Genomic DNA, 26,772 nt, shown 5'->3' on the forward strand with positions numbered 1-26,772 from the left:
CGCTGCGGCAAGCGTCACGGTTCACCGCACCGCGACGATCGCGCGACGACTCGTTACGGCCGCGTCATCCGCAGGACATCGAGCGCCTCGTCCAGTTGCTCGACGGTCAGGTCACCACGCTCCACGTATCCGCCCTCCAGCACGACTTGGCGGATGGTCTTCCGCTCCGCCAGGGCCTTCTTGGCGACCTTGGCGGCCTCCTCGTACCCGATGTACTTGTTGAGCGGTGTGACGACGGAGGGGGATGACTCGGCGTACTCCAAAGCCCGTTCGCGGTGGGCGACGATGCCGTCGACGGTCCGGTCGGCCAGCAGCCGGGAGGCGTTGGCGAGCAGCCGGATCGACTCCAGCACGTTCTTCGCGATGACCGGCAGCATCACGTTCAGCTCGAAGTTGCCCGCGGCCCCGGCGGTGGCCACGGTGGCGTCGTTGCCGACGACCTGCGCGGCGACCATGAGGACGGCCTCCGGGATGACCGGGTTGACCTTGCCGGGCATGATGGAGGACCCCGGCTGGAGGTCGGGGAGGCTGATCTCCGCGAGCCCGGTACGCGGCCCGGACGCCATCCACCGCAGGTCGTTGGAGATCTTCGTCAGCCCGACCGCGATGGTCCGCAGCTGCCCACTGGTCTCCACGATCCCGTCCCGGGCGCCCTGTGCCTCGAAGTGGTCGCGCGCCTCGGTGAGCGGCAGCGAGGTGGCCCGGGCGACCTCCTCGATGACGGCGGCGGAGAACCCGGGCGGCGTGTTGATGCCCGTCCCCACGGCCGTGCCCCCGAGGGGGAGTTCGGCGAGGCGGGGGAGGGAGGCGTGGAGGCGCTCGACGCCGTACCGCACCTGGGCGGCGTACCCGCCGAACTCCTGCCCCAGCGTCACCGGTGTGGCGTCCATGAGATGGGTCCGGCCCGACTTCACGACATCGGCGAACTCCTCGGCCTTGCGCTCCAGGGCCCCGGCGAGGTGCTCCAGCGCCGGGACCAGATCGCGGGTGACGGCGGCGGTGGCGGCGATGTGGATGGAGGAGGGGAAGACGTCGTTGGAGGACTGCGAGGCGTTCACATGGTCGTTGGGGTGGACGTCCCGCCCGAGCCGCTCGGTCGCGAGGGTGGCGATGACCTCGTTGGTGTTCATGTTGGACGAGGTCCCGGACCCGGTCTGGAACACGTCGATGGGGAAGTGCTCGTCCCACCGCCCCTCGGCGACCTCGCCCGCCGCCTCCTGGATGGCCTCGGCGATGTCCTTGTCGAGCACCCCGAGCCGCGCGTTCACCTTGGCGGCGGCGCCCTTGATCCGTGCGAGCGCCTCGATGTGGGCGCGCTCGATGCGCTGGCCGGAGATGGGGAAGTTCTCGACGGCCCGCTGCGTCTGCGCCCGCCACTTGGCGTCCGCCGGGACGTGGACCTCGCCCATGGAGTCGTGCTCGATGCGGTAGTCGCTCATACCGGCTATAGCGAACGGGCGCCCGGGGATGTTCCACCTTTACGCCGGAAGGGTCCCTCGCCCCCGCCGCCCCTACCCGTCCCATCCTTCTGGGGCTCCGCCCCAGACCCCGCTCCTCAAACGCCGGAGGGGCTGGATGTTCAGCCCGCCCGGCGTTCGATGACGAGGCCACCACCGTCCCGAACCTCCACCCGCCCGCAGGGGCTTCGCCGGCTCGGGCATTTTCAGCCCGTCCGCCGTTTGAGGACGAGGCCACCACCGTCCCGAACCTCCACCCGCCCGCAGGGGCTTCGCCGGCTCGGGCATTTTCAGCCCGTCCGCCGTTTGAGGACGAGGCCACCACCGTCCCGAACCCCCGCCCACCCGCAGGGGCTTCGCCGGCTCGGGCATTTTCAGCCCGTCCGCCGTTTGAGGACGAGGCCACCACCGTCCCGAACCCCCGCCCGCCCGCAGGGGCTTCGCCGGCCCGGGCATTTTCAGCCCGTCCGGCGTTTGAGGACGAGGCCCCTTCAGGGCCGAAAGCGGGGGTCTGGGGGCGGCAGCCCCCAGGGATGGGACGGGTAGGGGCGGCGGGGGCGAAGAACCCTCCCCCGCCGCACCGCAGGGACTACGCCAGCCCGGGCCCCCGCACCGGAATCGACGTGAACGTCGGCGCCGGCGCCGGGTCCTGGAAGAAGTCGTTGCCCTTGTCGTCGACCACGATGAACGCCGGGAAGTCCTCGACCTCGATCTTCCAGACGGCCTCCATGCCGAGCTCCTCGTACTCGACGACCTCGACCTTCTTGATGCAGTCCTGCGCGAGCCGGGCCGCAGGCCCACCGATGGAACCCAGGTAGAACCCACCGTGCGTGCCACACGCGTCCGTGACCTGCTTGCTCCGGTTCCCCTTGGCCAGCATCACCTTGGACCCGCCCGCCGCCTGGAACTGCTCGACGTAGCTGTCCATGCGCCCGGCCGTCGTAGGCCCGAAGGAACCCGACGCGTACCCCTCGGGCGTCTTCGCCGGCCCGGCGTAGTACACCGGGTGGTCCTTCAGGTACTGCGGCATCTCCTCACCCGCGTCCAGCCGCTCCTTGATCTTGGCGTGCGCGATGTCACGGGCCACGACCAGCGGACCGGTGAGCGAAAGCCGGGTCTTCACCGGGTACTTGGTGAGCTCGGCGAGGATCGAGTCCATGGGCTGGTTGAGGTCGATCCTGACGACGTCGGAGGACTCGTCCAGGTGCTCGTCCGTCGTCTCCGGCAGGAACCGCGCCGGGTCCGTCTCCAGCTGCTCCAGGAAGACCCCCTCGGCGGTGATCTTCGCGACGGCCTGCCGGTCGGCCGAGCAGGACACGGCGATGGCGACGGGGCACGAGGCGCCGTGCCGCGGCAGCCGCACCACCCGCACGTCGTGGCAGAAGTACTTGCCGCCGAACTGCGCGCCGATCCCGATCTTCTGCGTCAGCTCGAAGACCTTCTCCTCCAGCTCCTTGTCCCGGAACCCGTGCCCTAGCGGCGAGCCCTCGGCCGGGATCTCGTCCAGGTAGTGGGCGGAGGCGTACTTCGCGGTCTTGAGGGCGTACTCCGCGCTCGTACCACCCACCACGATCGCCAGGTGGTACGGCGGACAGGCGGCCGTACCCAGCGAACGGATCTTCTCCTCCAGGAACTTCATCATGGAGGCCTCGTTCAGAACGGCCTTGGTCTCCTGGTAGAGGAAGGACTTGTTGGCGGAGCCACCGCCCTTGGCCATGAAGAGGAACTTGTAGGCGCCGCCGTCGGTGGCGTACAGCTCGATCTGGGCCGGCAGGTTCGACCCGGTGTTCTTCTCCTCCCACATGGTGAGCGGAGCCATCTGCGAGTACCGCAGGTTCAGATTGAGGTACGCGTCGTAGATGCCACGGCTCAGCGCCTCCTCGTCCGCGCCCTCGGTCAGCACGTTCTGCCCGCGCTTGCCCATCACGATCGCCGTACCGGTGTCCTGGCACATCGGCAGCACACCCGCCGCCGCGATGTTGGCGTTCTTCAGCAGGTCCAGCGCGACGAACTTGTCGTTGCTCGACGCCTCGGGGTCGTCGATGATCCGGCGCAGCTGCGCCAGGTGGGCGGGGCGCAGGTAGTGCTGGATGTCGTGGATGGCCTCCTCGGCCAGCTTGCGCAGCGCCTCGGGCTCCACCTTGAGGAACGTCCGCCCGTCGGCCTCGAAGGTGGAGACACCCTCGGAAGTCACCAGCCGGTACGGGGTGGTGTCCTCTCCCATGGGGAGCAGATCGGTGTACGCGAACTCAGGCATGTCGCCCATTCCTCACTAAACAGACAGCGCGGCTGGCCTCCGTTGGCAGCGTCCACCAGCGTAGAACCTGCCACTGACGGCGGGCTTGTGAGGTAAGGCTCAGTTCCATGCCCGCCATGCGGTCCGGCCGGGGGCTATCGCGATCTATCGTGTTTCGGTACGCTGCTGCCGTGGACCTTCAGAAGCAGACCGCACCCGCTGCCGCCACCGAGCTCCGTGCCGCCGAACTCCGTGCCTCCGACGCCGACCGCGACCGGATCGCCGACATCCTGCGCGACGCCCTGGCCGAGGGCCGCCTCACCGCCGACGAGCACGCCGAACGCGTCGAGGGCGTCCTGGCGGCCAAGACGGTCGGCGAACTGGATGTCTTCATACGCGACCTGCCCGCCGGGCACATACGCCGCGCACCCCACACCCCCACCCCGGGCCGGCCGACCGCCGCGGCGATCCCGGCCGACCCCGACGAGAACGTGGTCGCGGTCTTCAGCAGCGCCGTCCGCAAGGGCCGCTGGCGCGCCGGCCGCCGTATCCACGCGTACGCGGTCTTCGGCAGTGTGGAGATAGACCTCACCGAGGCGCTCTTCGAGTACCAGCACGTCGTGATCCGGGCGATCTCGGTCTTCGGCAACGTCGAGGTCCGCGTCCCGGAGAACGTCTCGCTGCGCGGCACCGGAGGCGGTGTGCTCGGCAACTTCGAGGTGGACCACCTCGACGCGGAGGACCCCGAGGCGCCGGTCGTCCATGTCGACGGCTGGGCCGTGCTCGGCAATATCGAGGGCAGGCCGAAGCGGGGGAAGGTCGTCGCCGACATTCTCGACCGCGTTCAGCGCAAGGTCGACAAGGGTTTGCGCAAGCATCTGGATCGTTGACGGTTGTGAATCGGACCGGCCTTGACCCGGTGCCGAAGGGAATCGTGCGCCGCGCAGCAGCGCGCACGACCCCCCGAAATCCAGCGGTTCGGAACTGACTGCATAGGCGCGCGTACAGCGGGTAGACCTTGCTGCATCGTCTCTCGCTCGCGAAGCCGTCGTCAGGAGTAGACCGTGCTGCAACCGCCGCATTCGTCCCTGCAGGTAGCTGCCGTTCCGGCCCAGCGGGTGCCAGTGCGAGACAGGGATCAAGACGCCCCATGGCATACGGAGGCCGTGTGCCGGCGCGACGAGGCCGGGCTGTTCTTCGCCCCTTCCAAGGAGCCCACCGCGGCCCGCCTTTCCCGTGAGGAGGCGGCCAAGCGCGTCTGCGCCCGCTGCCCGGTCATGGTCGAGTGCCGCGAACACGCCCTGCTCCAACCCGAGCCCTACGGCGTCTGGGGCGGTCTCACCGCGGCGGAACGCCGGGTGGTCCTGGCCAGGCGCCGCCGCCGCGAAGTGGAGTTGAAGAAGGCGGCGAGGACGGCGAACCCCATAGCGCAAGCAGGCTGAGAAGCAGAAAATTGGGCGCCCCCTCCGCACCGGGGGCGCCCAATTGACTGCGCACTTCTTTCAGCGGCTACTCGCCAGCGCGCTTCGCTGCCGCGCTTGGCTGCCGTTCTCGCCTTCGCCCGGCGGGATTCACTTCGCCCTGTCGAAGTCGATCGCGCTGTAGGCCCGCAGCTTGCTCAACCGGTGCTCGGAGTCGATCCTCCGCACCGTCCCCGACTTCGAGCGCATCACGATCGAGTCGGTCGTCGCGTTCTCCGACCGGTACCGCACACCGCGCAGCAACTCACCGTCGGTGATCCCCGTGGCGACGAAGAACACGTTGTCCCCCGAGACCAGGTCGTCCGTCAGCAGCACCCGGTCGAGGTCGTGCCCGGCGTCGATGGCCCGCTGCCGCTCCTCGTCGTCCTTCGGCCACAGCTTGCCCTGGATCGTGCCGCCCAGACACTTCACGGCGCAGGCCGAGATGATGCCCTCGGGCGTACCGCCGATGCCGAGCAGCATGTCGACGCCGGTGCCCTCGCGCAGGGCGTAGATCGATCCCGCGACATCGCCGTCGGAGATCAGCTTGATACGCGCACCGGCGTCCCGGATCTCCTTGATGATGCCCTCGTGCCGGGGCCGGTCGAGGATGACGACGGTGACGTCCTCGGGCGTGGACCGCTTGGCCTTGGCGACCCGGCGGATGTTCACTGAGACGGGCGCGTTGATGTCGACGAAGTCGGCGGCCTCGGGGCCGGTGACGAGCTTGTCCATGTAGAAGACGGCGGACGGGTCGAACATGGACCCCCGGTCGGCCGCGGCGAGCACGGAGATCGCGTTGGGCATGCCCTTCGCGGTCAGCGTGGTCCCGTCGATCGGGTCGACGGCGATGTCGACCTCGGCCCCGGTTCCGTCGCCGACCCGCTCTCCGTTGAAGAGCATCGGTGCTTCGTCCTTCTCGCCCTCACCGATGACGACGACGCCGTTCATCGACACGGTGTGGACGAGGGTCCGCATGGCGCGCACCGCGGCACCGTCGGCGCCGTTCTTGTCGCCGCGCCCGACCCAACGGCCCGCGGCCATCGCCGCCGCCTCGGTCACGCGGACCAGTTCCAGGGCGAGGTTGCGGTCGGGGGCTTCGCTGGGTACTTCGAGCTCGGACGGCAAATGATGATGATTCTCGGTCATCGGAGCGCACCTTTCTGATACGACGACGGCCGGATGAGGGTGACGGCCCTGACTCTATCCCCGGGCAGGCAGAATGAGCAGGGGGCCCCACGGATGAGCAGGCCAGGGCACCTGCGACGATAGGGGGCGTGGCAGGTTCGAACGGCAAGCAGAAGTCGGTCCGCAACATGGTCCTCTCCCTGGGAGTGACCGTGCTCGCGGCGGGAGTCATCTATATCTTCGTGCCCCATGAGGACGGCGCTCCCGACCTCCCGCGGGTCGACTACCGCGTCGAGCTGCTCACGGCCCGCCGCGCGGCGTCCTATCCGGTGGTCGCGCCGCAGGGCCTGCCCGACACCTGGAAGCCGACGTCCGTCCGCTTCAAGGGTGACGACTTCGACGCCTGGCATCTCGGTTTCCACACCGCGGGCGGGGACTACGTCCAGGTCGAGCAGTCGGCCGAGAAGCCGTCGACGTTCCTGGAGGAGGCCACCCGGGGCGGCCGGGCGACCAAGGTCACCCAGGAGATCGGCGACCGGACGTGGACGCGGTACACGGGCGGCCGCTACGACGCGCTCGTGCACCAGGAGAAGGGCGCGACCACCGTGGTGGCGGGCACGGGGTCGTTCGAGCAGCTGACGCGGATGGCGAAGGCGCTGAAGGCGGAGTGACCGTCCGCGGATGACGAAAGGCCCTCGGCGTGCAGCCGAGGGCCTTCGTGATGTGCGGTGGTTATGTGCGGTCGGTTCAGACCGTGGTGATGACCTGGTCGTACTCGAGGCGCGGGGAGCGCGGGTACCAGGCGTCGGCGCCGGGCTTGCCGATGTTGACGACCATCAGCGGGGTGTGGTCGTCGTCCAGGAACTCCTTGCGGACGCCCTCGAAGTCGAAGCCGGTCATCGGGCCGGCGGCCAGCCCGGCGGCGCGGACGCCGACGATGAAGTACGCGGCCTGCAGGGCGGCGTTCATCCCGGCGGCGCTCTCGCGGGCCGCGCGCTCGCTGAAGAAGACGTCCTTGGCCTGCGGGAACGCCGGGAACAGGGCCGGCAGCTCCTCGTGGAACTCGTTGTCCGCGGACAGGATCGCGACCAGCGGGGCGGCGGCGGTCTTGGCCTGGTTGCCCTCTGCCATGTGCTGCACCAGACGCTCACGGGCCTCCGCCGAGCGGACCAGGGTGATGCGCAGCGGGGTCTGGTTGAAGGCGGTGGGGCCGTACTTGACCAGGTCGTAGATCGCCTGGACCTGCTCATCGGTCACCGGCTCGTCGGTGAAGGTGTTCGCGGTGCGGGCCTCGCGGAACAGCAGGTCCTGGGCGGCGGGGTCAAGAACGAGAGACATGCGTGAACCTTCTCGGTATGTGCGTCGTCCGCGTATGCGGACCGGGGACCGGTTGTCGGGGTTCGACGGTACGCGAGACAAGTTCAAGCTTCAACAAATGACGGGGTGTGGTGATCCGCTTCACAGCACGCCAGGGGTGACGAGGCGTCGCGAGCGTTATGAACCGTCCTCGCCGTCTTCCTCCCCCGCCTCGGCCTCCTCGGCCAGGGCCGCGTCCAGCCGCGCCCGTGCCCCGTCCAGCCAGCGCCGGCACACCTTGGACAGCTCCTCGCCCCGCTCCCAGAGCGCGAGTGACTCCTCCAGCGTCGTACCGCCCGCCTCCAGCCGCCGTACGACCTCGATCAGCTCGTCCCGGGCCTGCTCGTACCCGAGAGCCTCTTCCACCTTGCTGGTCATTCGCCCACCCTATGCATCGCTCTGTACGTCACTTGCCCCGCCGCTCGCCGCGTCACTTCGCGCGTCGACCCGTACCGAGAACTCACCCTCGGCGACCCGCGCGCGCAGCGCCTCGTCCGCCGTCACCTCACCCGGGTCACGGACCACATGCCCGTCGGCCCGCTGCAGCACCGCATACCCCCGCTTCAGGGTCGCCTCGGGGGAGAGGGCCACCACGCGCGCGTGCGTGTGTGTCAGCTCGGACTGGGCGCGGTCGAGGAGGTGGCCGAGGCAGCGGCGGCTCCGGTCGAGGAGCGAGGCCACGTGATCGGCGCGCTCGTCGATCATCCGGTGCGGATCCTCTATCGAGGGCCGCGCGAGGGCATGCGCGAGCCCCCGCTCCTCGCGCTCCACGAACGCCTCGACACACCGCCGGGCCCGGTCGCGCAGCATCCGCACCCGCTCGTACTCCTCGCCCACGTCCGGTACGACCTTCTTGGCCGCGTCGGTCGGAGTGGAAGCCCGCAGGTCGGCGACGTGGTCGAGGAGGGGGTTGTCGGGCTCGTGCCCGATGGCGGACACGACCGGTGTACGGCACGAGGCGACGGCCCGGACGAGCTGTTCATCGGAGAAGGGCAGCAGATCCTCGACGCTGCCGCCCCCGCGGGCGACGATGATCACATCCACGTCGTCGATCTCGTCGAGCTCTTTCACCGCCTGCACGACCTGCGGTACGGCGTGCACGCCCTGCACGGGGACGTTGCGCACCTCGAAGCGGACGGCGGGCCAGCGGTGGCGGGCGTTCTCGAGGACGTCCCGCTCGGCGGCGGATGCGCGTCCGCAGACGAGGCCGATGAGCTGGGGGAGGAAGGGGAGTGCCTTCTTCCGCGCCGGTGCGAAGAGCCCCTCGGCGGTGAGGGACTTCTTCAGCATCTCCAGCCGGGCGAGGAGCTCGCCGACGCCGACGGGCTTTATCTCCGTGGCGCGCAGGGAGAGCTGGCCGCGGGGGGCGTACCACTCGGGCTTGGCGAGTACGACGACGCGGGCGCCCTCGCTCACCACGTCGGCGACGGCGTCGAACACCTGGCGATACGCCGTCACGCTCACGGAGATGTCGTACGACGGGTCCCGCAACGTCAGGAACACGACGCCGGCGCCGGGGCGTCGCGACAGCTGAGTGATCTGCCCCTCGACCCACACCGCCCCGAGCCGGTCGATCCACCCCCCGATGAGCCGCGACACCTCGCCGACGGGCAGGGGCGATTCGGGAGACGTGTTCACAGCCATGCGCCGAGCGTAACGGCCCCCACCGACAACCCGACCCAGCCGACGGGGGTTCCTCGCCCCCGCCGCCCTTACCCGTCCCGTCCCTGGGGGCTGCCGCCCCCAGACCCCCGCTTCGGCCCTGAAGGGGCCTCGTCCTCAAACGCCGGACGGGCTGAAAGATCCAGCCCCTCCGGCGTTTGAGGAGCGGGGTCTGGGGCGGAGCCCCAGAAGGATGGGACGGGTAGGGGCGGCGGGGGCGAAAACCCCTCACCCCGCGGCGTCCCGCTCCGGCCCCCGCCGCCCCACCACCACCGCAACCACCCCGACCGCCGGCCACACCACCCCCACCCCCTGCGCCGCCCCCGACGCCGCCACGATCACCGCGACCGTGAGCGCCGCCCCCACCACCGGCACCACCCCATGCCGCCACCACCTCACCGCGCCCCCGCCCTCACCCCCACGCCGCACCACGAACCACCCCACCACGCTCGCGTGCAGCAGCGTGAACGCCGTCAGCGCGCCGATGTTCACCACCGACACCAGGTGATCCATCCCGTCGCCCCGCCGAGCCGCCCACACCGCCGCCACCAGCGTGATGACAGCCGCGCACACGAGGGCCACCCGAGGCACACCCCGTCCTCGACAGGACCCGCGGCAACCGCCGCCCCCGCGCCATCGCGAACAGCAACCGCCCCGCCGCGGCCTGCCCGGCCAGCGCGGCGAACGCCGCGCCGAGGTCATGCAGCCACGTCCCGACCGACGCGTCGACGGCGTCGTAGAACGCGGACCCCTGCCGCTCAGGATCGGCCGCGAGCCGCGCCGACGACACCGGCTCCAGCAGCGCCACCAGATACGTCTGCGCCACGAAGAGCAGCCCCGCCGGCGCCAAGCAGAGCAACACCGCCCGCGCCACCCTCTCCGACCCGCCGGTCACCTCCTCTGGACGGCGCTGGCGGTGGTGGTCACGACGCTGCTGAACCTGTAGGGGGGGTGCGGGTGGCGGCCCGGGTCGGCTTCCTGGTCCTGGCCAACACCCACCGGGAGACCTCCGGCACCAGCGCGTTCATCGCGACACCGGAGAAGAGATACGCGACGGCCGGGATCAGCAGATAGTCCAGCATCGCCATCCAGCCCGCGACGAAACCGGCCCGCTCACCCGACCCCCACGCGCGCGTACGCGAACACCGACCCTCGTGCGAGCGGGCGTCCAGCGTGCCGAACACCCCGACGGGGGTCATCGGCGCGATGAAACAGCAGCCCGTAGACGACCAGGTCACGGAAGCCGAGGCTCCGGCGCAGCCCGTGTCCTTCGTCGGTCGTACGCTCCGCCGTGCCCGTTCCGGACATCACGCCTCCGCCAGTGCCTCGCCCGTCGCTCCGTTTCCCACCCCTCACAGCCTGCGGTCAGTCTCCCCACCACCCCGTCACCCACGCGATCTTCGACCCACCCAAGGCACCCTTACGATGGGACGCATGACTGCTTCGCCTGGCCGCCGTGTCCTGCTCGCCGCCCCCCGTGGCTACTGCGCGGGTGTGGACCGCGCCGTGATCGCCGTCGAGAAAGCCCTGGAGCAGTACGGCGCTCCGGTGTACGTCCGGCACGAGATCGTCCACAACAAGTACGTCGTGCAGACCCTGGAGAGGAAGGGCGCCATCTTCGTCGAGCGCACGGAGGAGGTCCCGCCGGGCAACATCGTGATGTTCTCGGCGCACGGCGTCGCCCCCGTCGTCCACGAAGAGGCCAAGCGCGGCCAACTCGCCACCATCGACGCCACCTGCCCCCTGGTCACCAAAGTCCACAAGGAAGCCGTCCGCTTCGCGAACGAGGACTACGACATCCTCCTGATCGGACACGAGGGCCACGAAGAGGTCATCGGCACGTCCGGCGAGGCCCCCGACCACATCCAGCTCGTCGACGGCCCGGCCGATGTCGCCAAGGTCGAGGTCCGCGACCCGTCAAAGATCGTGTGGCTGTCCCAGACCACCCTCTCCGTCGACGAGACGATGGAGACCGTCGACGCGCTGAAGGAGAAGTTCCCGCAGCTCATCTCCCCGCCCAGCGACGACATCTGCTACGCCACGCAGAACCGTCAGCTCGCGGTGAAGCAGATGGGCGCCGAGGCCGAACTGGTCATCGTGGTCGGCTCCCGCAACTCCTCCAACTCCAAGCGGCTCGTCGAGGTCGCCAAGCTCGCGGGCTCCCGCGAGGCCTACCTCGTGGACTTCGCCAGCGAGATCGACGAGGCCTGGCTGGAGGGCGTCACCACGGTGGGCGTCACCTCCGGCGCCTCCGTCCCGGAGGTGCTGGTCGAGGAGGTCCTGGAGTGGCTGTCGCAGCGCGGCTACGGGGACGTCGAGCTCGTGAAGGCGGCCGAGGAGTCGATCACCTTCTCACTGCCGAAGGAACTCCGCCGTGACCTGCGCGAGGAGGCGGCGTCGCTGATCGCCGAGCGCACGGCGTCCGGTGGCTCCGGCCACTCCGGGGAGTGACTGTCGGTCCTGCGTCGTAACGTAGGGCCATGCAGATCTTCGGCTTGGACATCGGCGGATCCGGAATCAAGGGTGCCCCGGTGGACCTCGACAGAGGCGATCTCGCTCAGGAGCGCTTCAAGGTGCTCACTCCGCACCCGGCCACGCCCGACGGGGTGGCCGACGGTGTGAAGCAGGTCGTCGAGCACTACGGCTGGACCGGGCCGGTCGGGCTCACCTTCCCCGGCGTGGTCACCGACGGATCGACGATCCGTACGGCGGCGAACGTCGACAAGGGCTGGATCGACACGGACGCGCGCACGTTGTTCAGCGACCGCCTCGGCGGCCACCCGGTGACAGTGGTCAACGACGCGGACGCGGCCGGCGTCGCCGAGATGCACTTCGGTGCGGGCCGCGACCGCAGAGGCACCGTGATCCTCCTCACGTTCGGCACGGGCATCGGCAGCGCGCTGTTCATCGACGGCGCCCTGGTCCCCAACACCGAGCTGGGCCATCTGGAACTCCACGGCCACGACGCCGAGAAGCGGGCCTCCAGCAAGGCCAAGGAGGACGAGGAGCTGACCTGGGAGCACTGGGCCCATCGCGTCCAGAAGTACCTCGCCCACGTCGAGATGCTGTTCTCCCCCGAGCTGTTCATCATCGGCGGCGGGGTGAGCCGCAAGTCCCACAAGTTCCTGCACCACATCGAGGGCATCAAGGCGGAGATCGTCCCCGCGCAGCTGCAGAACAACGCGGGGATCGTGGGTGCGGCGATGCACGCGGCGGAGACGGCCCGCTGAGTGCTCCGCTGGGGTAGCCGGGCTGGGACAGCCGGACCGGCGCCGTTGATTGTCTGCGGCGCCGTCGTGCCGGCTGGTCGCGCCTGCGGGGGCGGAGCCGTACGTTCCATCCAGCCCCGCGCCCCCTGGGGGGCGTCGCCGAACCGTAGCGGCTTCACCCGACTTGTTCAGCCGACGAAGGCCGCCGGCCGACGAGAGGAGACCGGTCGACGGAGGGCGACCGGTCGACTAGGGGGCGATCCGCCGACGGAGGGCGACCGGCCACTAGAGGCGATCCGCCGACGGTGATGGTCACGCCTGTCGGCGCCGGGCCGCCGCCCTGCGCGCCACCAGGCGGACCCTTCGCACGAGCACGAGGAGACCGGCGATCAGCGTCCCCCCGTACAGCCACCCGGCCTGTGTCGCGAGGGCGCTGAAAAGCCCCATCACATGATCGCCGAGGTCCCCGCCATGGTCGGCCACCGGAACCAGTCCCACGGCGAACGCGATCGGTACGACCACCGGCGCGGTCATCAGGTCGCCCCCGCGCACCCAGACCGCGGTCAGCGCGCACACCGGAAGGAACAGCACGCTGTACACGGTGAGCGACGACCCGAACAGCAGGGCGTCGAGGTGGCCGAGCAGGAACATCACGGCACCGCAGAACAGGCCGCAGCCCAGGCCGGTGAGCCGGGGGTTGGGAAACCGGCGTACGGCCTGCGCCACCGGCGGTGGCCCGGGACGCCGTACTGCCGCTGCCGCCGGGGCCGAAGCCGGGCGGCGCTGGGCGACGGGCCGGGCGGCGCGGGAGGACCTCGCCGCCGGGCCGGATCCGGACGACCGGGAAGCCCAGACGGACCGGTCCGCCCCCCGCACCCCGCTCACACCCCGCACACCGCTCGCCCCCCGCACCCCCCTCGCACCGTTCCCCTCCGGCGCCCACTCGCCCTCGCCGCGCCTTCCACGACCGTCGTCGCCCCGCTCCACACCTTCCCCGTCCTGCGCGAACCCGCGCTCACCCCGTCCCGCACCACCCCCACCGCGCCCCGCCTGTGGCGGCAACGGCGGCGGTGCGCCGCTTCGCGATCCGTATCCGGCAGGTCGCGCCCTGTCTGGCTCCACCCGACCAACCTAGGTCCGTTTATGTGGCGAATCGGCCCTGGGACACACCTTGGGGCGGACCTTGGCCAGGTGTTCGACAGGGCGCCGGGGCCGGGTCGGGTACGCCGTAGACTGGTGGATCGGCCCGTGCATCTGCGTCATCTGCATCGAAGATCGAAGAAGGACCGGGCCCCAAGCCCAGCCCAGCCCTTGAAGTCCTCTCACGTACGGGAAGTCGCAACGTGTCGCTCACGATCGGAATCGTCGGTCTGCCGAATGTCGGCAAGTCGACCCTGTTCAACGCCCTGACCAAGAACGACGTGCTGGCGGCCAACTACCCGTTCGCCACGATCGAGCCGAACGTCGGCGTGGTCGGCGTCCCGGACCAGCGCCTGACCAAGCTGGCCGAGATCTTCTCCTCCCAGCGCGTCCTCCCCGCGACCGTCGACTTCGTCGACATCGCCGGCATCGTGCGCGGCGCCTCCGAGGGCGAGGGCCTGGGCAACAAGTTCCTCGCGAACATCCGTGAGTCCGACGCGATCTGCCAGGTCATCCGCGCCTTCAAGGACGAGAACGTCGTCCACGTCGACGGCAAGGTCTCGCCCAAGGACGACATCGAGACGATCAACACCGAGCTGATCCTCGCCGACCTCCAGACCATCGAGAAGGTCCTGCCCCGGCTCCAGAAGGAGTCGCGGATCAAGAAGGACATCGCGCCGAAGGTGAAGGCCGTCGAGGAGGCCCAGGAGATCCTGGAGAAGGGCGACACGCTCTTCTCCGCCGGCATCGTCCAGGGCTCCGGCAACGAGGAGCTCCTGCACGACCTGCACCTCCTGACGACGAAGCCCTTCCTCTACGTCTTCAACGTGGACGAGGAGGAGTTGCTCGACGAGGACTTCAAGAACGAGCAGCGCGCCCTGGTCGCCCCCGCCGAGGCGATCTTCCTCAACGCCAAGCTGGAGGCGGACCTCGCCGAGCTCGACGAGGAGGACGCGATGGAGCTGCTGGAGTCGGTGGGTGCGGAGGAGCCCGGCCTGGCGACCCTGGCCCGCGTCGGCTTCAACACCCTCGGCTTGCAGACCTACCTCACGGCCGGCCCCAAGGAATCCCGCGCCTGGACCATCAAGAAGGGCGCCACCGCCCCCGAGGCCGCCGGCGTCATCCACACCGACTTCCAGAAGGGCTTCATCAAGGCCGAGGTCATCTCCTTCACCGACCTGGTGGAGATGGGTTCGGTGGCCGAGGCCCGCGCCAAGGGGAAGGCGCGGATGGAGGGCAAGGACTACGTCATGCAGGACGGGGACGTGGTGGAGTTCCGCTTCAACGTGTAGCGGGTTACATATCACCACGTCGCTGATCTGGCAAACATGCAGGTCAGGAGGGGTCCGGCTCTTCGGAGTCGGGCCCCTTGTTTTTTCCCGTGCTGGGATGGTGCTGGGATAGCTGACCCCTCGTCACCTGTCGTCATCCCTGGTCATCCGTACCGTGCTGGGATCGTGCTGGGATGGGATGAGAATGCCTGTGCTGGGTTTCGGACCGTGTGCGCTTCTGCGTGAGGGGTGGGCGGCACGGCGCGCCCGGGTGCCGTCGGAGGCGGCGCGGGCGAGGTCGAACAGGTGCTGGGTCTCGGCTTCGTCCATGCACAGGGTGTGGCGAGTGAGCGCAGGACGCTCTTGGAGACGCCGCGCAGGTTCCCGCGTTTCATCCGGGTGTAGCAAGCGGTGCTCACACCGGCGAGCTGGGCGACCTCCTCGCGGCGCAGCCCGGGGACGCGGCGCTCACCGCCGAAGACCGTCACACCGGCTTCCTGGGGCTGAGGCGTCCTGGAGCGTGTTGGTTGGTCGGCTGCCTCAGGCGCCGCTGTTGCTGGTCGGCTTCCAGGGGGTTTCGATATCCGGAGCCGGGCGGATGGTGTACCTGTGCACTGTGGTGGCGACTCATCCGGAAGGTCGTCGGCTTGCGCGGTCCCGTTCCCGTGATCCGCATCCCGCCTGGGGGCGGGGGCGTAACCAGCGGCGAACCCATCTGACCTGCGACTCTGCCCAACCGGAAGGGGCTGGTGTTGGGGGTTACTGCTGTGAGGGGTAATGACAGGGTCTCTCAGTTAGTGAGCGGCGAACCTACCCTGGCCTCATGGACAACCGCGCCGAAATCAGTGCGTTTCTGAAGTCTCGCCGTGACAAGATCACGCCCGAGCAGGCCGGTCTGCCCGTGTACGGCCAGCGCCGGGTGGCCGGGCTCCGCAGGAACGAAGTCGCGACGCTCGCGGGCGTCAGCGTCGAGTACTACACGCGTCTGGAGCGCGGCAATCTCAGCGGTGTCTCCGACAGCGTCCTGGAGGCGCTGGCCCAGGCTCTGCGGCTCGACGACACGGAGCGCACGCACTTGTACGACCTGGCCCGAGCGGCGAACACGACGCCCGCCCGTGTGCGGCGCCGGACTGCCCGGCCGGCTGTGCGGCCCAGCGTGCAGCGCATCGTTGACGGGATGCCGGGCATGCCGGCGTTCGTGAAGAACCACCGATTCGACATTCTGGTCGCCAATCCGCTCGGTCGCGCACTGTTCTCGGAGATGTACGCCGATCCTGTCTGCGGGGCGAACACCGTGCGGTTCGTGTTTCTCAGCCCCGCGGCCCGGCGGTTCTACGTCGACTGGGAACGCATCGCCAGGGGCGCTGTGGGTGCGCTGCGGATCGAGGCGGGCAAGAACCCGTACGACCGCGAGTTGTCGAACCTGATCGGTGAGCTGTCGACCCGCAGCGACGCCTTCCGCGTGATGTGGGGCGCCCACGACGTACACGTCTTCCATGACGGGACGAAACGCCTCCGGCATCCGGTCGTCGGCGAGCTGGAGCTCGACTTCGAATCGATGAACCTGCCGGACGGGTCGGGGCTGGTCGTGGCGTTGTACAACGCGGCCCCCGGCTCCGCGGCCGCGGACGCGCTGAACCTGCTGGCGAGCTGGTCCGCCACGGCCGAGGCCGCGGATGTGCAGGCCGCCGAGGCGGACTCCGAGAACTGAACCGACGTCCACAGCCTCGCCTTCGTATGTGGCTGGTCCTTGCCGCCACCGCGCTCGTCACGGGTGGCTTCATGGCCGCGTACAGCTACATCTCTCCGCTGCTCACCGAGCGGACCGGGATCTCCGAAGGAGCCGTACCGCTCGTCCTGGTCGGCTTCGGCGTCGGTGCTCTGCTGGGCACGAACATCACCGGGCGCCTCGGCGACCGCAAACCGCTGGCCACGTTCATCACCACCTCCGTCGCCTCGGTGCTGGTGCTGCTCCTGCTGATCCCGCTGTCCACCAGCCCCGTGGCGACCGTCGTCCTGGTGGTGCTCCTGGGCGTGACGGGCCTGGGCATCACATCGATCGCCACCCCGCCTGGGGATCGCCCTCGTCTCCTGGCTCGCGGGCACGACCTTGGACACCTCCCTGGGCGTGACCGGACCGGAGGTGGTCGGCGCGGTCATGGCCGGACTGGGCCTGATTCCCCTGCTCGTCCTCGCCGCGACGCGCGCCACCCGGACCGCCGCGCCTCAGGTGTCCCTGCCCGCGGCGGACGAGGAGACCTCGCCCAAGGCTCACGCCCACCGCGTGGCGACCTGACCACGGGACACCACCGGGTGTTCCCATCAAATCCCACCAACTCGGCTAATTACGGTCGGCAATAGACCGAATATTTGCAAGGGATGAAACGCCATGGCTGAAGAACAGACCGCCGCACAGAAGCTGCTCGGCGACTTCGCGCCCGAACTGGTCCGGCTCACCGACGATGTCCTCTTCGGCGAGGTGTGGCCCAACGAGGGCCTGTCCCAGCGGGACCGCAGCCTGATCACCGTCGCCACCCTGGTCGCCCTCTACCGCGCCGACCAGCTCGCCTTCCACCTGCCCAAGGCCCTGGAGAACGGGGTGACGAAGGACGAGCTGGTCGAGGCCATCACCCACATCGCGTTCTACGCCGGTTGGCCCAATGCGATGTCCGCGATCACCCAGCTGAAGAACATCGTCGAGGGCGCCGACGCGAGCTGACCCCGCGCCGACCCGTCTGGAGCAACACCCCATGAGCAAGGTCTTCTTCATCACCGGTGCCGGCCGCGGGCTGGGCGTGGACATCGCCCGCCAGGCCCTGGACGCCGGCCACCGGGTGGTCGCCACCGGCCGCCGCCCCGAAAACGTCGTCAAGGCCCTCGGCGGCGAGCGAGACAACCTGCTGGCCACCACCTTGGACCTCACCGACCCCGACACCGCCGAGGCCGCCGTCCGTGCGGCTGTGGAGCGGTTCGGCCGGATCGACGTCCTGGTCAACAACGCCGCCAACTTCTTCGCCGGCTACTTCGAGGTTGTCTCTCCGCAGCAGATGCGGCAGCAGATCGAGACCAACGTCTTCGGCCCGATGAACGTCACCCGCGCCGTGCTGCCCGTCATGCGGGAGCGGCGCGCCGGGCACATCATGACGATCTCCTCGCTGGCCGGGCTGGTCGGCCAGGAGTTCTGCGCCGCCTACACCACCTCCAAGTTCGCCGTGGAGGGCTGGATGGAGGCCCTGCGCCTGGACGTGGCCCCCTTCGGTATCCGCACCACGACCGTGGAGCCCGGCTTCTTCCGCACCGAGTTGCTGGTGGACGCCTCCACCACCTGGCCCGAGGGGACCGTGGAGGACTACGCCGAGAGCACCGCGGCGCAGATCGAGGGCTGGAAGTCCATGAACGGTCGGCAGAGCGGTGACCCGTCCAAGCTCGCCGCCGCCCTGCTGCAGGTCGCCGAACAGGACGAGCCGCCCGCGCGGTTCGTCGCCGGCGCCGACGCCATCACCTCCGTAGAGGCCAAAGCCAAGGCGCTGCTGGCGCAGGTCGAGGCATCGCGCGAACTGGGCTGGGACCTGGAATTCGACGACGCGGACTGACCAAACGTCTGGCACACCTCACGACCATCAGGACCCACACCGGCCCGGGCGTTGTCGTCGCTCGTGGCCACTCGAAAGGAGAACGAAATGAAGAAGCGTGTACTGGGAAACAGCGGGCTCGAAGTGTCGTCGATCGGGCTCGGCTGCATGGGAATGACCTTCGGCTACGGCCAGGCCGCGGACACGGGTGAGGCCATCAAGCTGATCCGGGCGGCCGCCGAGCGCGGTGTGACGCTCTTCGACACCGCGGAGGGGTACGGAGAGGCGAACGAAAGGCTGGTGGGCGAGGCCCTGGCGCCGGTGCGCGACCAGGTCTCCATCGCCACGAAGTTCGGGTTCAAGGACGGAAACCCCACAGCGGGCCTGGACAGTCGGCCGGAGCGGATCCGGCTGGTCGCCGAGCAGTCCCTGCAGCGTCTGCAGACCGACCGCATCGATCTGTTCTACCAGCACCGGGTGGACCCCGACGTGCCGATCGAAGAGGTCGCCGGCACGGTCAAGGACCTCATCCAGGAAGGCAAGGTCAAGCACTTCGGCCTGTCCGAAGCGGGTGAGGACGTCATCCGCAGGGCCCACGCGGTCCAGCCGGTCACGGCCCTGCAGAGCGAGTACTCGCTGTGGTGGCGCGAGCCTGAGGAGATCATCCTGCCGACCCTGGAAGAGCTGGGCATCGGGTTCGTGCCGTTCAGCCCGCTCGGCAAGGGCTCAGACCGCCATCGCGTGGCTGCTGGCGCAGAAGCCGTGGATCGCACCGATCCCGGGCACGACGAAGCTGCACCGCCTCGAAGAGAACATCGGCGCCGACACCGTGGAACTGACCTCCGAGGACCTCAAGCGCATCGAAGAGGCCGTTGCCCAGGTGCAGATCAAGGGCGAGCGGTACACCGCAGCGCAGCAGAAGACCATCGACCGGTAAGTCACCGGCCTTAATCGGCCCGTTCCTGACGAAGCGTCGTTCGAGGCGCTTCGTCAGGAAGGCCCTGCCCATCAGGAGAAGTTCACATGGAATCGCAGGCACTCAAGGGGCGGATCGCCCTGGTCACCGGCGGCACGACCGGACTCGGCTTCGGCGCCGCCAAGCGTCTGATCGAAGAGGGAGCCACTGTCTACATCACAGGCCGGCGCAAGGACGTGCTCGACGCCGCCGCGGAGAAGCTCGGCCCGTCCGCCACCGGGATCCGAGCCGACGTCACGAGCAAGAGCGACATGCTGCGCGTCGCCGAAACGATTAAGGCGGCGCACGGCCACCTCGACATACTCTTCGCCAACGCGGGTGGCGGACACGCCACGCCCCTCGCCGAGCTGACCGAGGAGCAGATCGACAGCGAGCTCGGCATCAACATCAAGGGCGTCATCCTCACGGTGCAGAGCGTGCTGGACGTCCTGCGCGACGGCGCGTCCATCGTCCTCAACGCGTCGATCACCGCCGGCATGGGGCTGCCCGGGTTCGCCGTCTACGCGTCGTCGAAGGCGGCCGTACGCTCCCTCGCCCGCAGCTGGACGACGGACCTCAAGGACCGTGGGATCCGGGTCAACTCGATCAGCCCCGGAGTGGTGCCCACCGAGGGCTACAGCCACGAACAGAAGCTGAGCGACGACGACATCGCCGCCTACGTCGAGCGCGTCGCGAAGGAGATTCCGGCGGGACGCGTGGGGACGGCCGAGGACATCGGCGACGCCCTCGTCTTCCTGGCCTCGGACACCAGCCGCTACATCACGGGCGTCGACCTCGTCGTGGACGGCGGCATGACCCGCGTCTACGCCGGCCAGAACTGACGGAGGAATCCACATGACCACGGTCAAGTCGGCGGAGCGCCACATCATCTGCGAGGTACGTGGCAAGGCGACCCACCGCGCCAGGGTCAAGGAGCTCCTGCTGGAGCTCGTGGGCCCCGCGCGGGCCGAGGCCGGATGCCTCTACTACGACCTCTACCAGCAGTCTGACGAGCCCGACACCTTCTACATCGTCGACGGCTGGGCCTCGCCCGAAGCCGTCGCGGAACACACCGAGCACCCGAACGTGACGAAGGTCGTCGAGCAACTCCTCCCGCTGCTCGCCGTACCCCTCAAGGTCACCACCAGCAATCGGGTCAGCGACCCGGACTAACGACTGGCCGGGGTCCGAACCCTTCAGGACATACTCATGGCTCGCATCTTCATCACCGGTTCCACCGACGGCCTCGGCCTGATGGCCGCCCAACTGCTCTTGCGGCAGGGTCACACGGTGGCGCTCCATGCACGCAACAACACCCGGGCCCGCGACGCACACGCCGCGCTCCCGGACAACGCGGGCGTCGCCGTCGGTGACCTCTCCAGCATCGCCGGGACCCGCGATGTGGCCACCCAGGTCAACGACTTGGGCACCTTCGACGCGGTCATCCACAACGCCGGCGTCGGCTACTACGGGCGAGGCAGGGTGGAGACCGAGGACGGCCTCTCGGACGTCTTCGCGGTCAACGTGCTGGCGCCCTACCTCCTCACGGCGCTGATCACCCCGCCCCGGCGGCTCGTCTATCTCAGCTCCGGCATGCACCACAGCGGCGAGGCCACCTTGCGGGACCCGCAGTGGGCGACGCGGCCGTGGCAGGGCTCCCAGGCGTACTCGGAGTCGAAGTTCCACGTCACCGCTCTCATGCTCGCCGTCGCGAGGAAATGGCCCGAGGTGCTCTCCAACGCCGTCGACCCGGGCTGGGTCGCCACGAAGATGGGCGGGAGCGGCGCCACCGACGACCTGCGGCTGGCTCCGGTGACCCAGGCATGGCTGGCGGCCGACGACGACGCGGCGGCGCTGGTCACCGGCCGCTACTTCCACCACCAGCAACCCCGCCCTCCGCACCCGGCGACGCAGTCGCCCGAAGTGCAGGACCGGCTGCTGACGTACTGCGCCGATCTCACAGACGTCGAACTGCCCACAGCGGTCTCTGCTGACTGAGCCCGCGTCCCCCCTCCCGTCCGCACGCGGGCTGCGTGCGCCCACCACGATTGGAGCGAACCATGACCGCAACGAACCCACTCATCACCCTGAACAACGGCGTACGGATCCCCGCCCTGGGACTCGGCGTCTACCAGAGCGCCCCCGAGGAGACCACCGACGCGGTCCTGACCGCGCTGCACAACGGCTACCGGCTGATCGACACCGCCGCCGCCTACTTCAACGAGCGGGAGGTCGGCGAGGCGATCGCCCGCTCCGACGTGGACCGCTCCGAGATCTTCGTGACGACCAAGGTGTGGATCAGCGACTACGGCTACGACTCCGCGCTGCGGGCCTTCGACGTGAGTCTGCGCAAGCTGGGCATCGAGCAGCTCGACCTGTGGCTGCTGCACCAGCCGCTGCCGTCCGACTTCGAGAGGACGATCGCGGCGTACAAGGCGGCGGAGAAGCTCCTCGCCGAAGGTCGCGTCCGTGCGATCGGCGTGTCGAACCAGACGCCCAAGCAGCTCGACGAGCTCATCTCCCGCACCGACATCGTTCCGGCGGTGAACCAGATCCAGGTGCACCCCTACTACACGCAGGGCGAGTGGCGCGCAGCGAACGAAAGCCACGGCATCCTGACCCAGTCGTGGTCGCCCATCGGCGGCTCCTACGTCTACCGGGGCGCCGACACCAACCCACTCGAAGACCCCGTCATCACAGCCCTGGCCGACAAGTACGCGAAGACACCCGCGCAGGTCGTGCTGCGCTGGCACCTCGACCACGGCTTCTGCGCGATCCCCAAGTCCGTCAAGGCCCATCGCATCGCCGAGAACTTCGACGTCTTCGACTTCGCCCTGACCCCCGACGAGGTGGCCGCGATCGACGCCCTCGACACCGGCGTACGCGGCGGACCCGATCCGGACTCGCTCAACCTGGAGAACGCCGGCTTCCCGATCCCCGACTAAGGGCTACCCAGCCGATCAGGCATGTCGTCAGCGCCACTGACGCCCCACTCCGGCCGGGCCCGAACGGCTCACGGTCCTGGGCCCGGTGGGGCGTGGCTCTCCCCACTTCTGACACCAGGCCCCTGAACACCTCGATACCCGTGCGGCGCCGACGCAAAGAACGAAAGAGCGCAATGATCACGAAAGACATATCCATGAAGAAGCCATTCAAGCTCGCGGCGATCTCCGCGACCGCAGCCGTCATCGTCTCGGCACCGTACGCGTCCGCCGCGACCGGACACGGGGACGCGCAGCCCGCCGTCACCCACGTGAAGACCGTGGCCGCCTTCGACTTCGCCACCGGCGACGTGCCCGAGAACATCACCGTCGCCCCGGACAATTCGCTGACCGTCTCGATGGTGGGCACGCCCGCGGGCGAACGGCCGGCACTGGTGCGGATCGCACCGTCCGGGCACCGCACGGTGCTGGTCACCGGGCAGAAGGGCGACGGAATCACCGGCAACACTCGCGGCCACGACGGCACCGTCTACTACAACGTGTGGTCCTCCGACGCCTCCCGGAACGGGGTGTGGAAGCTGCCACTCGGCGGCACTCCTCACCGCATCGCGGCCTTGCCCGCGGGTGGAGTCCCCAACGGTCTGGCCATCGATCCGGCCGGGCGCACCTTGTACGTCGCCGACAGCCAGATGGGCACCGTCTGGGCCGTCCCGGTCTCCGGCGGTCCCGCGACCGCGTGGCTGGTCGACCCCGCCCTCGCGATCGAGGCGTCCGCACCCGTGCCGTACGGTGCGAACGGACTCCGTTTCCACAACGGCGCCGTATGGGTCTCCAACCTCAGCAAGGCAACCCTGCTGCGGATCCCCGTCACCGCCACCGGAGCTCCGGGCCGGGTCCACACCGTCGCCAGCGGCCTCACTGGCATCGATGACTTCAACTTCCTCAGCGGCCACTCCGACGTCGTGTTCGCCGCGCTGAACACGCAGAACCAGATCGCGGTCGTCTACCCGAACGGCACCACCAGGACCGTGCTGACCGCCTCGGATGGCCTCGCCTCGCCCACCGCCACCGCGGTGCGCGGCAAGCGGCTGTACATCACCAACGGCGGACTCAACGAGCCCCACGACGCACAAGTGCAGATCGGGAAGATCGACCTCGGCGCGCTGCTCTCACACTGAGCGCCCGGCAGCTCCCAGCAATTCAGAGGGCGTGGCCTGCAGGGATGCCACCTGGGAGTCCCTGCAGGTACCCCTCACAACCGAGACTCCCACGTCATCGCCATTGCCGGTTGCATGGTCAGTGCCCCACTTCCGAGGGGGATGGGACACAACTGGCAAGAGCCCGGTGATCACGCTGGACAGTGCCGCCGAGATGTCCACCCCGAGCCTCGGCGCCTGCCACAGCGCGCCCGCCCAGACCACCACCGTGACGACTCCGTGAGGAGAACAACAGCATGACCACAGCTATGCGCGACGTCCCCCGTTCCGGGAACCGGGACGAGCGCCAGGGCGCCGCCATCGTCGTCGGTGCATCTCTCGCGGGTCTGATGACCGCATTGGCCCTGTCGCACGCCGGAGTCGACGTGACGATGCTGGAGCGATCGGGGGCCGCCCCTCGGGCCCGGAAGGGGGCTGCTCTCGGCGGGGTGAGTGAGGGCCTCCTCAGCAGAATCACGGGATCCCGTCACTCGCAGGGCGGTTCGGCGCCACTGAGTTCAGTGGCCCCCGGTGTGCAGAGCTGGATGGCGGTCCACGCCCGGCTCCGGGCGGCCGCCGACGCCGACCCCTATATCGAGCTTCGCCCCCACACGATCGTACGGAGCGTCGACCAGGACGCGGATTCCGCGTGGGTGATCACCTCGGACCAGCAGACGTTCCGAGGCGATGTCGTGATCGGGGCGGATGGCCACGGAAGCGTCGTGCGCGTCGGCGTCGCACCCGACAAGCCCGACGCGACGTTCGCCGGCTACCTGATCTGGCTCGGCCTCACCAACGAGTCCTCGCTCGCGTCCTCGCGCCGCCTGCCACGGGACGTCGACATCCTCAGCGGCGGAGAGGACTATCTCCTCGGCTACCCACTGCCCGGTCCCGACGGCGCCCCGGGCTCGCGCCAGGTCGGCTGGGCCTGGTACGACGCGAGCCACAATGATCTCCTACGCGAAACGGGCAGTGTTGTCGGCAACGTCGTGCACCGGTCGCTCACCTCCGCCGACATACCGGAGGCCACCTTCCGCGAGCTCGCGGACAAAGCCGAGGACCTGTGGCCCTCGCCCTGGCGCGAGGCCATCCTCGATTGCATCGAGCGCCGTGCCGTCATCGGCACCCCCATCGCCGAGTACGTCCCCGACAAGCTCGTCAACGGGCGTCTGGCCCTCGTGGGAGATGCCGCGCATGTGCCGACCCCGATGACCGGCTCGGGCTTCAGCGCATCGCTCCACGACGCCGAGGCCGTCGCCGAATCCGTTGCTATGGGCGTGCGTGGATCGACGGTGGCGCAGGCCCTCACAGGGTACGAAATGAAGCGGCTCGGCAACGTCCGCGGCATGGTCCAGTCGGGACAGCAGTTCAGCCGCTCCTTCACCGGTCGAGCCGCCTGAGCTCATCCCGGGCGCTGGCATACCACCCGGCGCCGAATCCACACCGTCACCTGCAGCCTCACCGTTCCGTCATCGGCGCGGATCAGATAGTGGGCCGCGGCGCGGTGGCCGGGGTCTTGGAAGACCTGCTCGGCGACCGGCTGGGTGGACTCGGTGACGTGCACGACTATCCGGTCGGTTGGGTAGTCGCGGGGCGGTAGTCGGCGTCGGATGCGGCGCTCCACGCGGCATCGGACTGGTCGACACCCCGGACTGTGACGTTGCTGTCCCGGTCTCCGGTGCCCTTCGCATCGGGGTCGGGGCCGCTGTCGGCGGCGTAGGCGATCGCGGCGAAGGCTGCGGCGCCGGCACCGATGAGCAGGGCCGGGCGGAACGGGAGGCGCCGACGTCGGTACGGCAGCGGGTTCGGGTGGTTCATGTGGTCCTTCACGTGAGGAGTGCGGGGGCGTGCGCCGCGGGTGTCCGCGCGGCGCAATGACGGGTGGTCACTGGGCGACGTAGCCGCCATCGACGGGCAGGGCGACGCCGGTGACGTAGCCGACGCCGCCGGGGCTGCTCAGCCACAGGACGGCCTGGGCGATCTCATCGGTGGTTCCGAGCCGGTCGATGGCCTGGCCCGCTTCGGCCTGGCTGCGGTCGAATTCGCCGCCCACGACGTCCGCCACCGCGGCACCGGGGTGAAGCGCTTCCACCACGCGACGGTCGGCGAGTTCACCCTCGCCTTCGAGGGCCTGGAGATGGCCGCCGAACCCGGCCTCACCCTCACCATCTACACGGCTGAACCGGGCTCGCCCTCCGAGGAGGGGCCAGCGCCTGCTCGCTTCCTGGGCCGCCACCCAGGAGGCCACCGCACCCGCGCGCTCGGTCAGACGTCCTTGATCTGTACGCGGTCGCCGCACAGTTTCGACCAGTCGTCGCGGTCCGAGGTCAGCACCAGGACGGGCGCTGGCGAGCGGAGCACCATCGCGGCGACGAGGGCGTCGATGGCGTACTTGTGGCCGTGCAGACCGCCGGCGTCGCTCAGCAGCTGCACCGCGGTGAGGCTGTCCGCCTGGGTGACGTCCTGGACCTGAAGGCGGGAGAGCACCCAGTGCAGCCGGGCGGTGTCCGTCTTCCCGTAGACGGCCTCCACCACCGTCAGGGCCGACACGAGGACGGGCACGCCCACCCGCCGAGCGGCCTCGATCCGGGTGATCATCTGGCGGTCGTTGCGCAGCAGCAGCGACAACGCCTGGGAGTCCAGAACCAGGGACCTGGCCGCGGGCTCCTTCATGCGGCGCTGTCGTTCGACGTGTAGGGCGCCGGTGCGTCACCGAACAATTCGCGCTGCGCGGCCTGGACTTCGGCCTCGCTCAAAGGCTCGTGCTCGGCTTCGTAGGCGGCCACGATCTCGGCGAGGCCGTCCATCGCCAGCTGGTGCCGGACCGCCGCGGTCACATACGCGGACACGCCGCGCTTGCCGGTACGTGTGCGCAGAGCACCGAGGAGTTCCGAGGGCATCGAGACGGAGATGTTCTCCGTGCCGCCGGGGCGGGGTGACTTCATGAGGTCAGTCTAGTACAAGAACTATTACAGCGCTGGGGGTGCTGTGCAGCCTGCAACGGTGGCGCATAGTCTTGGCGTCCCGGATCTTCTTGTACTTTGTCGCGGATCCCGTGCTGGGATGGTGCTGGGATGCGCCTGTATTTCCGCAGTTCAGAGCCTTGTGTTGGAGTTCCGCTTCAACGTCTGATTGCACTTCTTTCGCTGTATTTGACAGTGCAGGCCAGAAGAGGCCCACCGTTGAGG

At 69.3% G+C, this 26,772-nt stretch carries 27 protein-coding genes and 5 pseudogenes; 19 read left to right on the forward strand and 13 right to left on the reverse strand.

Annotation, left to right across the window (positions count from 1 at the left end):
- Window positions 1–53: 53 nt before the first annotated feature.
- Both ABIE67_RS29870 and ABIE67_RS29875 read right to left on the reverse strand, forming a co-directional pair.
- Window positions 54–1,439, reverse strand: a complete 1,386-nt coding sequence (locus ABIE67_RS29870; RefSeq protein ID WP_370264320.1) for a class II fumarate hydratase — start codon at window positions 1,437–1,439, stop codon at window positions 54–56.
- Between the two features lie 607 nt (window positions 1,440–2,046).
- Window positions 2,047–3,714, reverse strand: coding sequence for a fumarate hydratase (locus ABIE67_RS29875; RefSeq protein WP_370264325.1), 1,668 nt, complete (start codon window positions 3,712–3,714; stop codon window positions 2,047–2,049).
- A gap of 170 nt (window positions 3,715–3,884) precedes the next feature.
- On the opposite strand from ABIE67_RS29875, the gene ABIE67_RS29880 reads away from it, so the two are divergent.
- The gene (locus ABIE67_RS29880) at window positions 3,885–4,583 is read left to right on the forward strand and encodes a DUF1707 domain-containing protein (RefSeq protein ID WP_370264329.1); all 699 of its coding nucleotides are present in this window, start codon (window positions 3,885–3,887) and stop codon (window positions 4,581–4,583) included.
- A 174-nt stretch (window positions 4,584–4,757) separates the two neighbouring features.
- Window positions 4,758–5,135 (forward strand): WhiB family transcriptional regulator, encoded by a 378-nt coding sequence (locus ABIE67_RS29885; RefSeq protein ID WP_370264334.1) that lies wholly within the window; start codon window positions 4,758–4,760, stop codon window positions 5,133–5,135.
- 129 nt (window positions 5,136–5,264) lie between these two features.
- Here the strand turns inward: ABIE67_RS29885 and glpX are convergent, their stop codons facing one another.
- Entirely contained in the window at window positions 5,265–6,302 is a 1,038-nt protein-coding gene (glpX, locus tag ABIE67_RS29890; RefSeq protein ID WP_370264339.1) for a class II fructose-bisphosphatase, read from the reverse strand.
- A 128-nt stretch (window positions 6,303–6,430) separates the two neighbouring features.
- Here glpX and ABIE67_RS29895 point away from each other — a divergent pair, with 128 nt between their 5' ends.
- On the forward strand, window positions 6,431–6,952 hold the full coding sequence (locus ABIE67_RS29895; protein WP_370264345.1) for a DUF4245 domain-containing protein: 522 nt from the start codon (window positions 6,431–6,433) through the stop codon (window positions 6,950–6,952).
- Window positions 6,953–7,028: 76 nt separating this feature from the next.
- On the opposite strand, the gene ABIE67_RS29900 is transcribed toward ABIE67_RS29895, so the two are convergent.
- From ABIE67_RS29900 to ABIE67_RS29915, 4 genes and pseudogenes are all read right to left on the reverse strand, one after another.
- Window positions 7,029–7,619: a malonic semialdehyde reductase gene (locus tag ABIE67_RS29900; RefSeq protein WP_370264350.1), complete on the reverse strand. Its 591-nt coding sequence runs from the start codon at window positions 7,617–7,619 to the stop codon at window positions 7,029–7,031.
- A gap of 156 nt (window positions 7,620–7,775) precedes the next feature.
- On the reverse strand, window positions 7,776–8,015 hold the full coding sequence (locus ABIE67_RS29905) for an exodeoxyribonuclease VII small subunit (protein ID WP_370264354.1): 240 nt from the start codon (window positions 8,013–8,015) through the stop codon (window positions 7,776–7,778).
- Window positions 8,016–8,024: 9 nt separating this feature from the next.
- The gene (gene xseA, locus ABIE67_RS29910) at window positions 8,025–9,281 is read right to left on the reverse strand and encodes an exodeoxyribonuclease VII large subunit (RefSeq protein ID WP_370264357.1); all 1,257 of its coding nucleotides are present in this window, start codon (window positions 9,279–9,281) and stop codon (window positions 8,025–8,027) included.
- A 246-nt stretch (window positions 9,282–9,527) separates the two neighbouring features.
- Window positions 9,528–10,607 (reverse strand): annotated as a pseudogene (locus tag ABIE67_RS29915) (amino acid permease).
- A gap of 117 nt (window positions 10,608–10,724) precedes the next feature.
- Here ABIE67_RS29915 and ABIE67_RS29920 point away from each other — a divergent pair.
- Both ABIE67_RS29920 and ppgK read left to right on the forward strand, forming a co-directional pair.
- Window positions 10,725–11,750 carry a 4-hydroxy-3-methylbut-2-enyl diphosphate reductase gene (locus ABIE67_RS29920; RefSeq protein WP_370264362.1) on the forward strand — a complete coding sequence of 342 codons (1,026 nt, stop codon included), beginning with the start codon at window positions 10,725–10,727 and terminating at the stop codon, window positions 11,748–11,750.
- 29 nt (window positions 11,751–11,779) lie between these two features.
- Window positions 11,780–12,529 (forward strand): polyphosphate--glucose phosphotransferase, encoded by a 750-nt coding sequence (ppgK, locus tag ABIE67_RS29925; protein WP_370264366.1) that lies wholly within the window; start codon window positions 11,780–11,782, stop codon window positions 12,527–12,529.
- 291 nt (window positions 12,530–12,820) lie between these two features.
- Here ppgK and ABIE67_RS29930 read toward each other — a convergent pair whose 3' ends face one another.
- Entirely contained in the window at window positions 12,821–13,393 is a 573-nt protein-coding gene (locus ABIE67_RS29930; RefSeq protein WP_370264370.1) for a DUF6542 domain-containing protein, read from the reverse strand.
- Window positions 13,394–13,851: 458 nt separating this feature from the next.
- On the opposite strand from ABIE67_RS29930, the gene ychF reads away from it, so the two are divergent.
- The 13 genes and pseudogenes from ychF (at window position 13,852) to ABIE67_RS29995 (ending at window position 24,984) form a co-directional block, all read left to right on the forward strand.
- On the forward strand, window positions 13,852–14,940 hold the full coding sequence (gene ychF, locus ABIE67_RS29935; RefSeq protein ID WP_370264374.1) for a redox-regulated ATPase YchF: 1,089 nt from the start codon (window positions 13,852–13,854) through the stop codon (window positions 14,938–14,940).
- 802 nt (window positions 14,941–15,742) lie between these two features.
- Complete coding sequence (locus ABIE67_RS29940) at window positions 15,743–16,630, forward strand: helix-turn-helix transcriptional regulator (protein WP_370264379.1); 888 nt, start codon at window positions 15,743–15,745, stop codon at window positions 16,628–16,630.
- 26 nt (window positions 16,631–16,656) lie between these two features.
- Window positions 16,657–16,923 (forward strand): annotated as a pseudogene (locus ABIE67_RS29945) (MFS transporter); the annotation flags it as partial.
- Between the two features lie 124 nt (window positions 16,924–17,047).
- On the forward strand, window positions 17,048–17,215 hold the full coding sequence (locus ABIE67_RS29950; RefSeq protein WP_370269719.1) for a hypothetical protein: 168 nt from the start codon (window positions 17,048–17,050) through the stop codon (window positions 17,213–17,215).
- 93 nt (window positions 17,216–17,308) lie between these two features.
- Window positions 17,309–17,638: a carboxymuconolactone decarboxylase family protein gene (locus tag ABIE67_RS29955; protein WP_370264384.1), complete on the forward strand. Its 330-nt coding sequence runs from the start codon at window positions 17,309–17,311 to the stop codon at window positions 17,636–17,638.
- Window positions 17,639–17,669: 31 nt separating this feature from the next.
- The gene (locus tag ABIE67_RS29960) at window positions 17,670–18,512 is read left to right on the forward strand and encodes an SDR family NAD(P)-dependent oxidoreductase (protein WP_370264388.1); all 843 of its coding nucleotides are present in this window, start codon (window positions 17,670–17,672) and stop codon (window positions 18,510–18,512) included.
- An 87-nt stretch (window positions 18,513–18,599) separates the two neighbouring features.
- A pseudogene (locus tag ABIE67_RS29965) lies at window positions 18,600–19,428 on the forward strand (aldo/keto reductase).
- A gap of 86 nt (window positions 19,429–19,514) precedes the next feature.
- Window positions 19,515–20,288: an SDR family NAD(P)-dependent oxidoreductase gene (locus ABIE67_RS29970; RefSeq protein ID WP_370264394.1), complete on the forward strand. Its 774-nt coding sequence runs from the start codon at window positions 19,515–19,517 to the stop codon at window positions 20,286–20,288.
- Window positions 20,289–20,301: 13 nt separating this feature from the next.
- A complete protein-coding gene (locus tag ABIE67_RS29975) occupies window positions 20,302–20,619 on the forward strand; it encodes a putative quinol monooxygenase (protein WP_370264398.1) in 318 nt (105 codons plus the stop codon).
- Window positions 20,620–20,655: 36 nt separating this feature from the next.
- Complete coding sequence (locus tag ABIE67_RS29980; RefSeq protein WP_370264403.1) at window positions 20,656–21,444, forward strand: SDR family NAD(P)-dependent oxidoreductase; 789 nt, start codon at window positions 20,656–20,658, stop codon at window positions 21,442–21,444.
- A 62-nt stretch (window positions 21,445–21,506) separates the two neighbouring features.
- Window positions 21,507–22,391, forward strand: coding sequence for an aldo/keto reductase (locus tag ABIE67_RS29985; RefSeq protein WP_370264405.1), 885 nt, complete (start codon window positions 21,507–21,509; stop codon window positions 22,389–22,391).
- A gap of 194 nt (window positions 22,392–22,585) precedes the next feature.
- On the forward strand, window positions 22,586–23,566 hold the full coding sequence (locus ABIE67_RS29990; RefSeq protein WP_370264409.1) for a hypothetical protein: 981 nt from the start codon (window positions 22,586–22,588) through the stop codon (window positions 23,564–23,566).
- Between the two features lie 275 nt (window positions 23,567–23,841).
- Window positions 23,842–24,984, forward strand: coding sequence for an FAD-dependent monooxygenase (locus tag ABIE67_RS29995; RefSeq protein ID WP_370264412.1), 1,143 nt, complete (start codon window positions 23,842–23,844; stop codon window positions 24,982–24,984).
- A 2-nt stretch (window positions 24,985–24,986) separates the two neighbouring features.
- Here ABIE67_RS29995 and ABIE67_RS30000 read toward each other — a convergent pair whose 3' ends face one another.
- The 3 genes and pseudogenes from ABIE67_RS30000 to ABIE67_RS30010 form a co-directional block, all read right to left on the reverse strand.
- Window positions 24,987–25,148, reverse strand: a complete 162-nt coding sequence (locus tag ABIE67_RS30000) for a hypothetical protein (RefSeq protein ID WP_370264416.1) — start codon at window positions 25,146–25,148, stop codon at window positions 24,987–24,989.
- Window positions 25,149–25,150: 2 nt separating this feature from the next.
- Window positions 25,151–25,402, reverse strand: a complete 252-nt coding sequence (locus tag ABIE67_RS30005) for a hypothetical protein (RefSeq protein WP_370264419.1) — start codon at window positions 25,400–25,402, stop codon at window positions 25,151–25,153.
- Between the two features lie 67 nt (window positions 25,403–25,469).
- Window positions 25,470–25,676, reverse strand: a pseudogene (locus ABIE67_RS30010) (SDR family oxidoreductase); the annotation flags it as partial.
- Here ABIE67_RS30010 and ABIE67_RS30015 point away from each other — a divergent pair.
- Window positions 25,632–25,863: pseudogene (locus ABIE67_RS30015) on the forward strand (transcriptional regulator); the annotation flags it as partial. The pseudogenes ABIE67_RS30010 and ABIE67_RS30015 overlap by 45 nt on opposite strands.
- Here the strand turns inward: ABIE67_RS30015 and ABIE67_RS30020 are convergent.
- Window positions 25,850–26,257: a PIN domain-containing protein gene (locus ABIE67_RS30020; protein ID WP_370264422.1), complete on the reverse strand. Its 408-nt coding sequence runs from the start codon at window positions 26,255–26,257 to the stop codon at window positions 25,850–25,852. The pseudogene ABIE67_RS30015 and the gene ABIE67_RS30020 sit on opposite strands and share 14 nt — an antisense overlap.
- Window positions 26,254–26,529: a hypothetical protein gene (locus ABIE67_RS30025; protein WP_370264426.1), complete on the reverse strand. Its 276-nt coding sequence runs from the start codon at window positions 26,527–26,529 to the stop codon at window positions 26,254–26,256. Before ABIE67_RS30025 ends, ABIE67_RS30020 begins: the two co-directional genes overlap by 4 nt.
- Window positions 26,530–26,772 lie beyond the last annotated feature (243 nt).

This window comes from Streptomyces sp. V4I8, assembly GCF_041261225.1.
GTDB lineage: Bacteria > Actinomycetota > Actinomycetes > Streptomycetales > Streptomycetaceae > Streptomyces.

Excerpts from the sequence above, each read along its gene's own strand:
- ABIE67_RS29955 (WP_370264384.1), top strand. The coding sequence starts at position 17,309 with ATGGCTGAAGAACAGACCGCCGCACAGAAGCTGCTCGGCGACTTCGCG.
- ABIE67_RS29985 (WP_370264405.1), top strand. The coding sequence starts at position 21,507 with ATGACCGCAACGAACCCACTCATCACCCTGAACAACGGCGTACGGATC.
- ppgK (WP_370264366.1), top strand. The coding sequence starts at position 11,780 with ATGCAGATCTTCGGCTTGGACATCGGCGGATCCGGAATCAAGGGTGCC.
- ABIE67_RS30020 (WP_370264422.1), bottom strand. The coding sequence starts at position 26,257 with ATGAAGGAGCCCGCGGCCAGGTCCCTGGTTCTGGACTCCCAGGCGTTG.
- xseA (WP_370264357.1), bottom strand. The coding sequence starts at position 9,281 with ATGGCTGTGAACACGTCTCCCGAATCGCCCCTGCCCGTCGGCGAGGTG.
- ABIE67_RS29960 (WP_370264388.1), top strand. The coding sequence starts at position 17,670 with ATGAGCAAGGTCTTCTTCATCACCGGTGCCGGCCGCGGGCTGGGCGTG.
- ABIE67_RS30005 (WP_370264419.1), bottom strand. The coding sequence starts at position 25,402 with ATGAACCACCCGAACCCGCTGCCGTACCGACGTCGGCGCCTCCCGTTC.
- ABIE67_RS30025 (WP_370264426.1), bottom strand. The coding sequence starts at position 26,529 with ATGAAGTCACCCCGCCCCGGCGGCACGGAGAACATCTCCGTCTCGATG.
- ABIE67_RS29970 (WP_370264394.1), top strand. The coding sequence starts at position 19,515 with ATGGAATCGCAGGCACTCAAGGGGCGGATCGCCCTGGTCACCGGCGGC.
- ABIE67_RS29940 (WP_370264379.1), top strand. The coding sequence starts at position 15,743 with ATGGACAACCGCGCCGAAATCAGTGCGTTTCTGAAGTCTCGCCGTGAC.
- ABIE67_RS29900 (WP_370264350.1), bottom strand. The coding sequence starts at position 7,619 with ATGTCTCTCGTTCTTGACCCCGCCGCCCAGGACCTGCTGTTCCGCGAG.
- ABIE67_RS29980 (WP_370264403.1), top strand. The coding sequence starts at position 20,656 with ATGGCTCGCATCTTCATCACCGGTTCCACCGACGGCCTCGGCCTGATG.
- ABIE67_RS29920 (WP_370264362.1), top strand. The coding sequence starts at position 10,725 with ATGGGACGCATGACTGCTTCGCCTGGCCGCCGTGTCCTGCTCGCCGCC.
- ABIE67_RS29990 (WP_370264409.1), top strand. The coding sequence starts at position 22,586 with ATGAAGAAGCCATTCAAGCTCGCGGCGATCTCCGCGACCGCAGCCGTC.
- glpX (WP_370264339.1), bottom strand. The coding sequence starts at position 6,302 with ATGACCGAGAATCATCATCATTTGCCGTCCGAGCTCGAAGTACCCAGC.
- ABIE67_RS29870 (WP_370264320.1), bottom strand. The coding sequence starts at position 1,439 with ATGAGCGACTACCGCATCGAGCACGACTCCATGGGCGAGGTCCACGTC.
- ABIE67_RS29975 (WP_370264398.1), top strand. The coding sequence starts at position 20,302 with ATGACCACGGTCAAGTCGGCGGAGCGCCACATCATCTGCGAGGTACGT.
- ABIE67_RS29905 (WP_370264354.1), bottom strand. The coding sequence starts at position 8,015 with ATGACCAGCAAGGTGGAAGAGGCTCTCGGGTACGAGCAGGCCCGGGAC.
- ABIE67_RS29875 (WP_370264325.1), bottom strand. The coding sequence starts at position 3,714 with ATGCCTGAGTTCGCGTACACCGATCTGCTCCCCATGGGAGAGGACACC.
- ABIE67_RS29995 (WP_370264412.1), top strand. The coding sequence starts at position 23,842 with ATGACCACAGCTATGCGCGACGTCCCCCGTTCCGGGAACCGGGACGAG.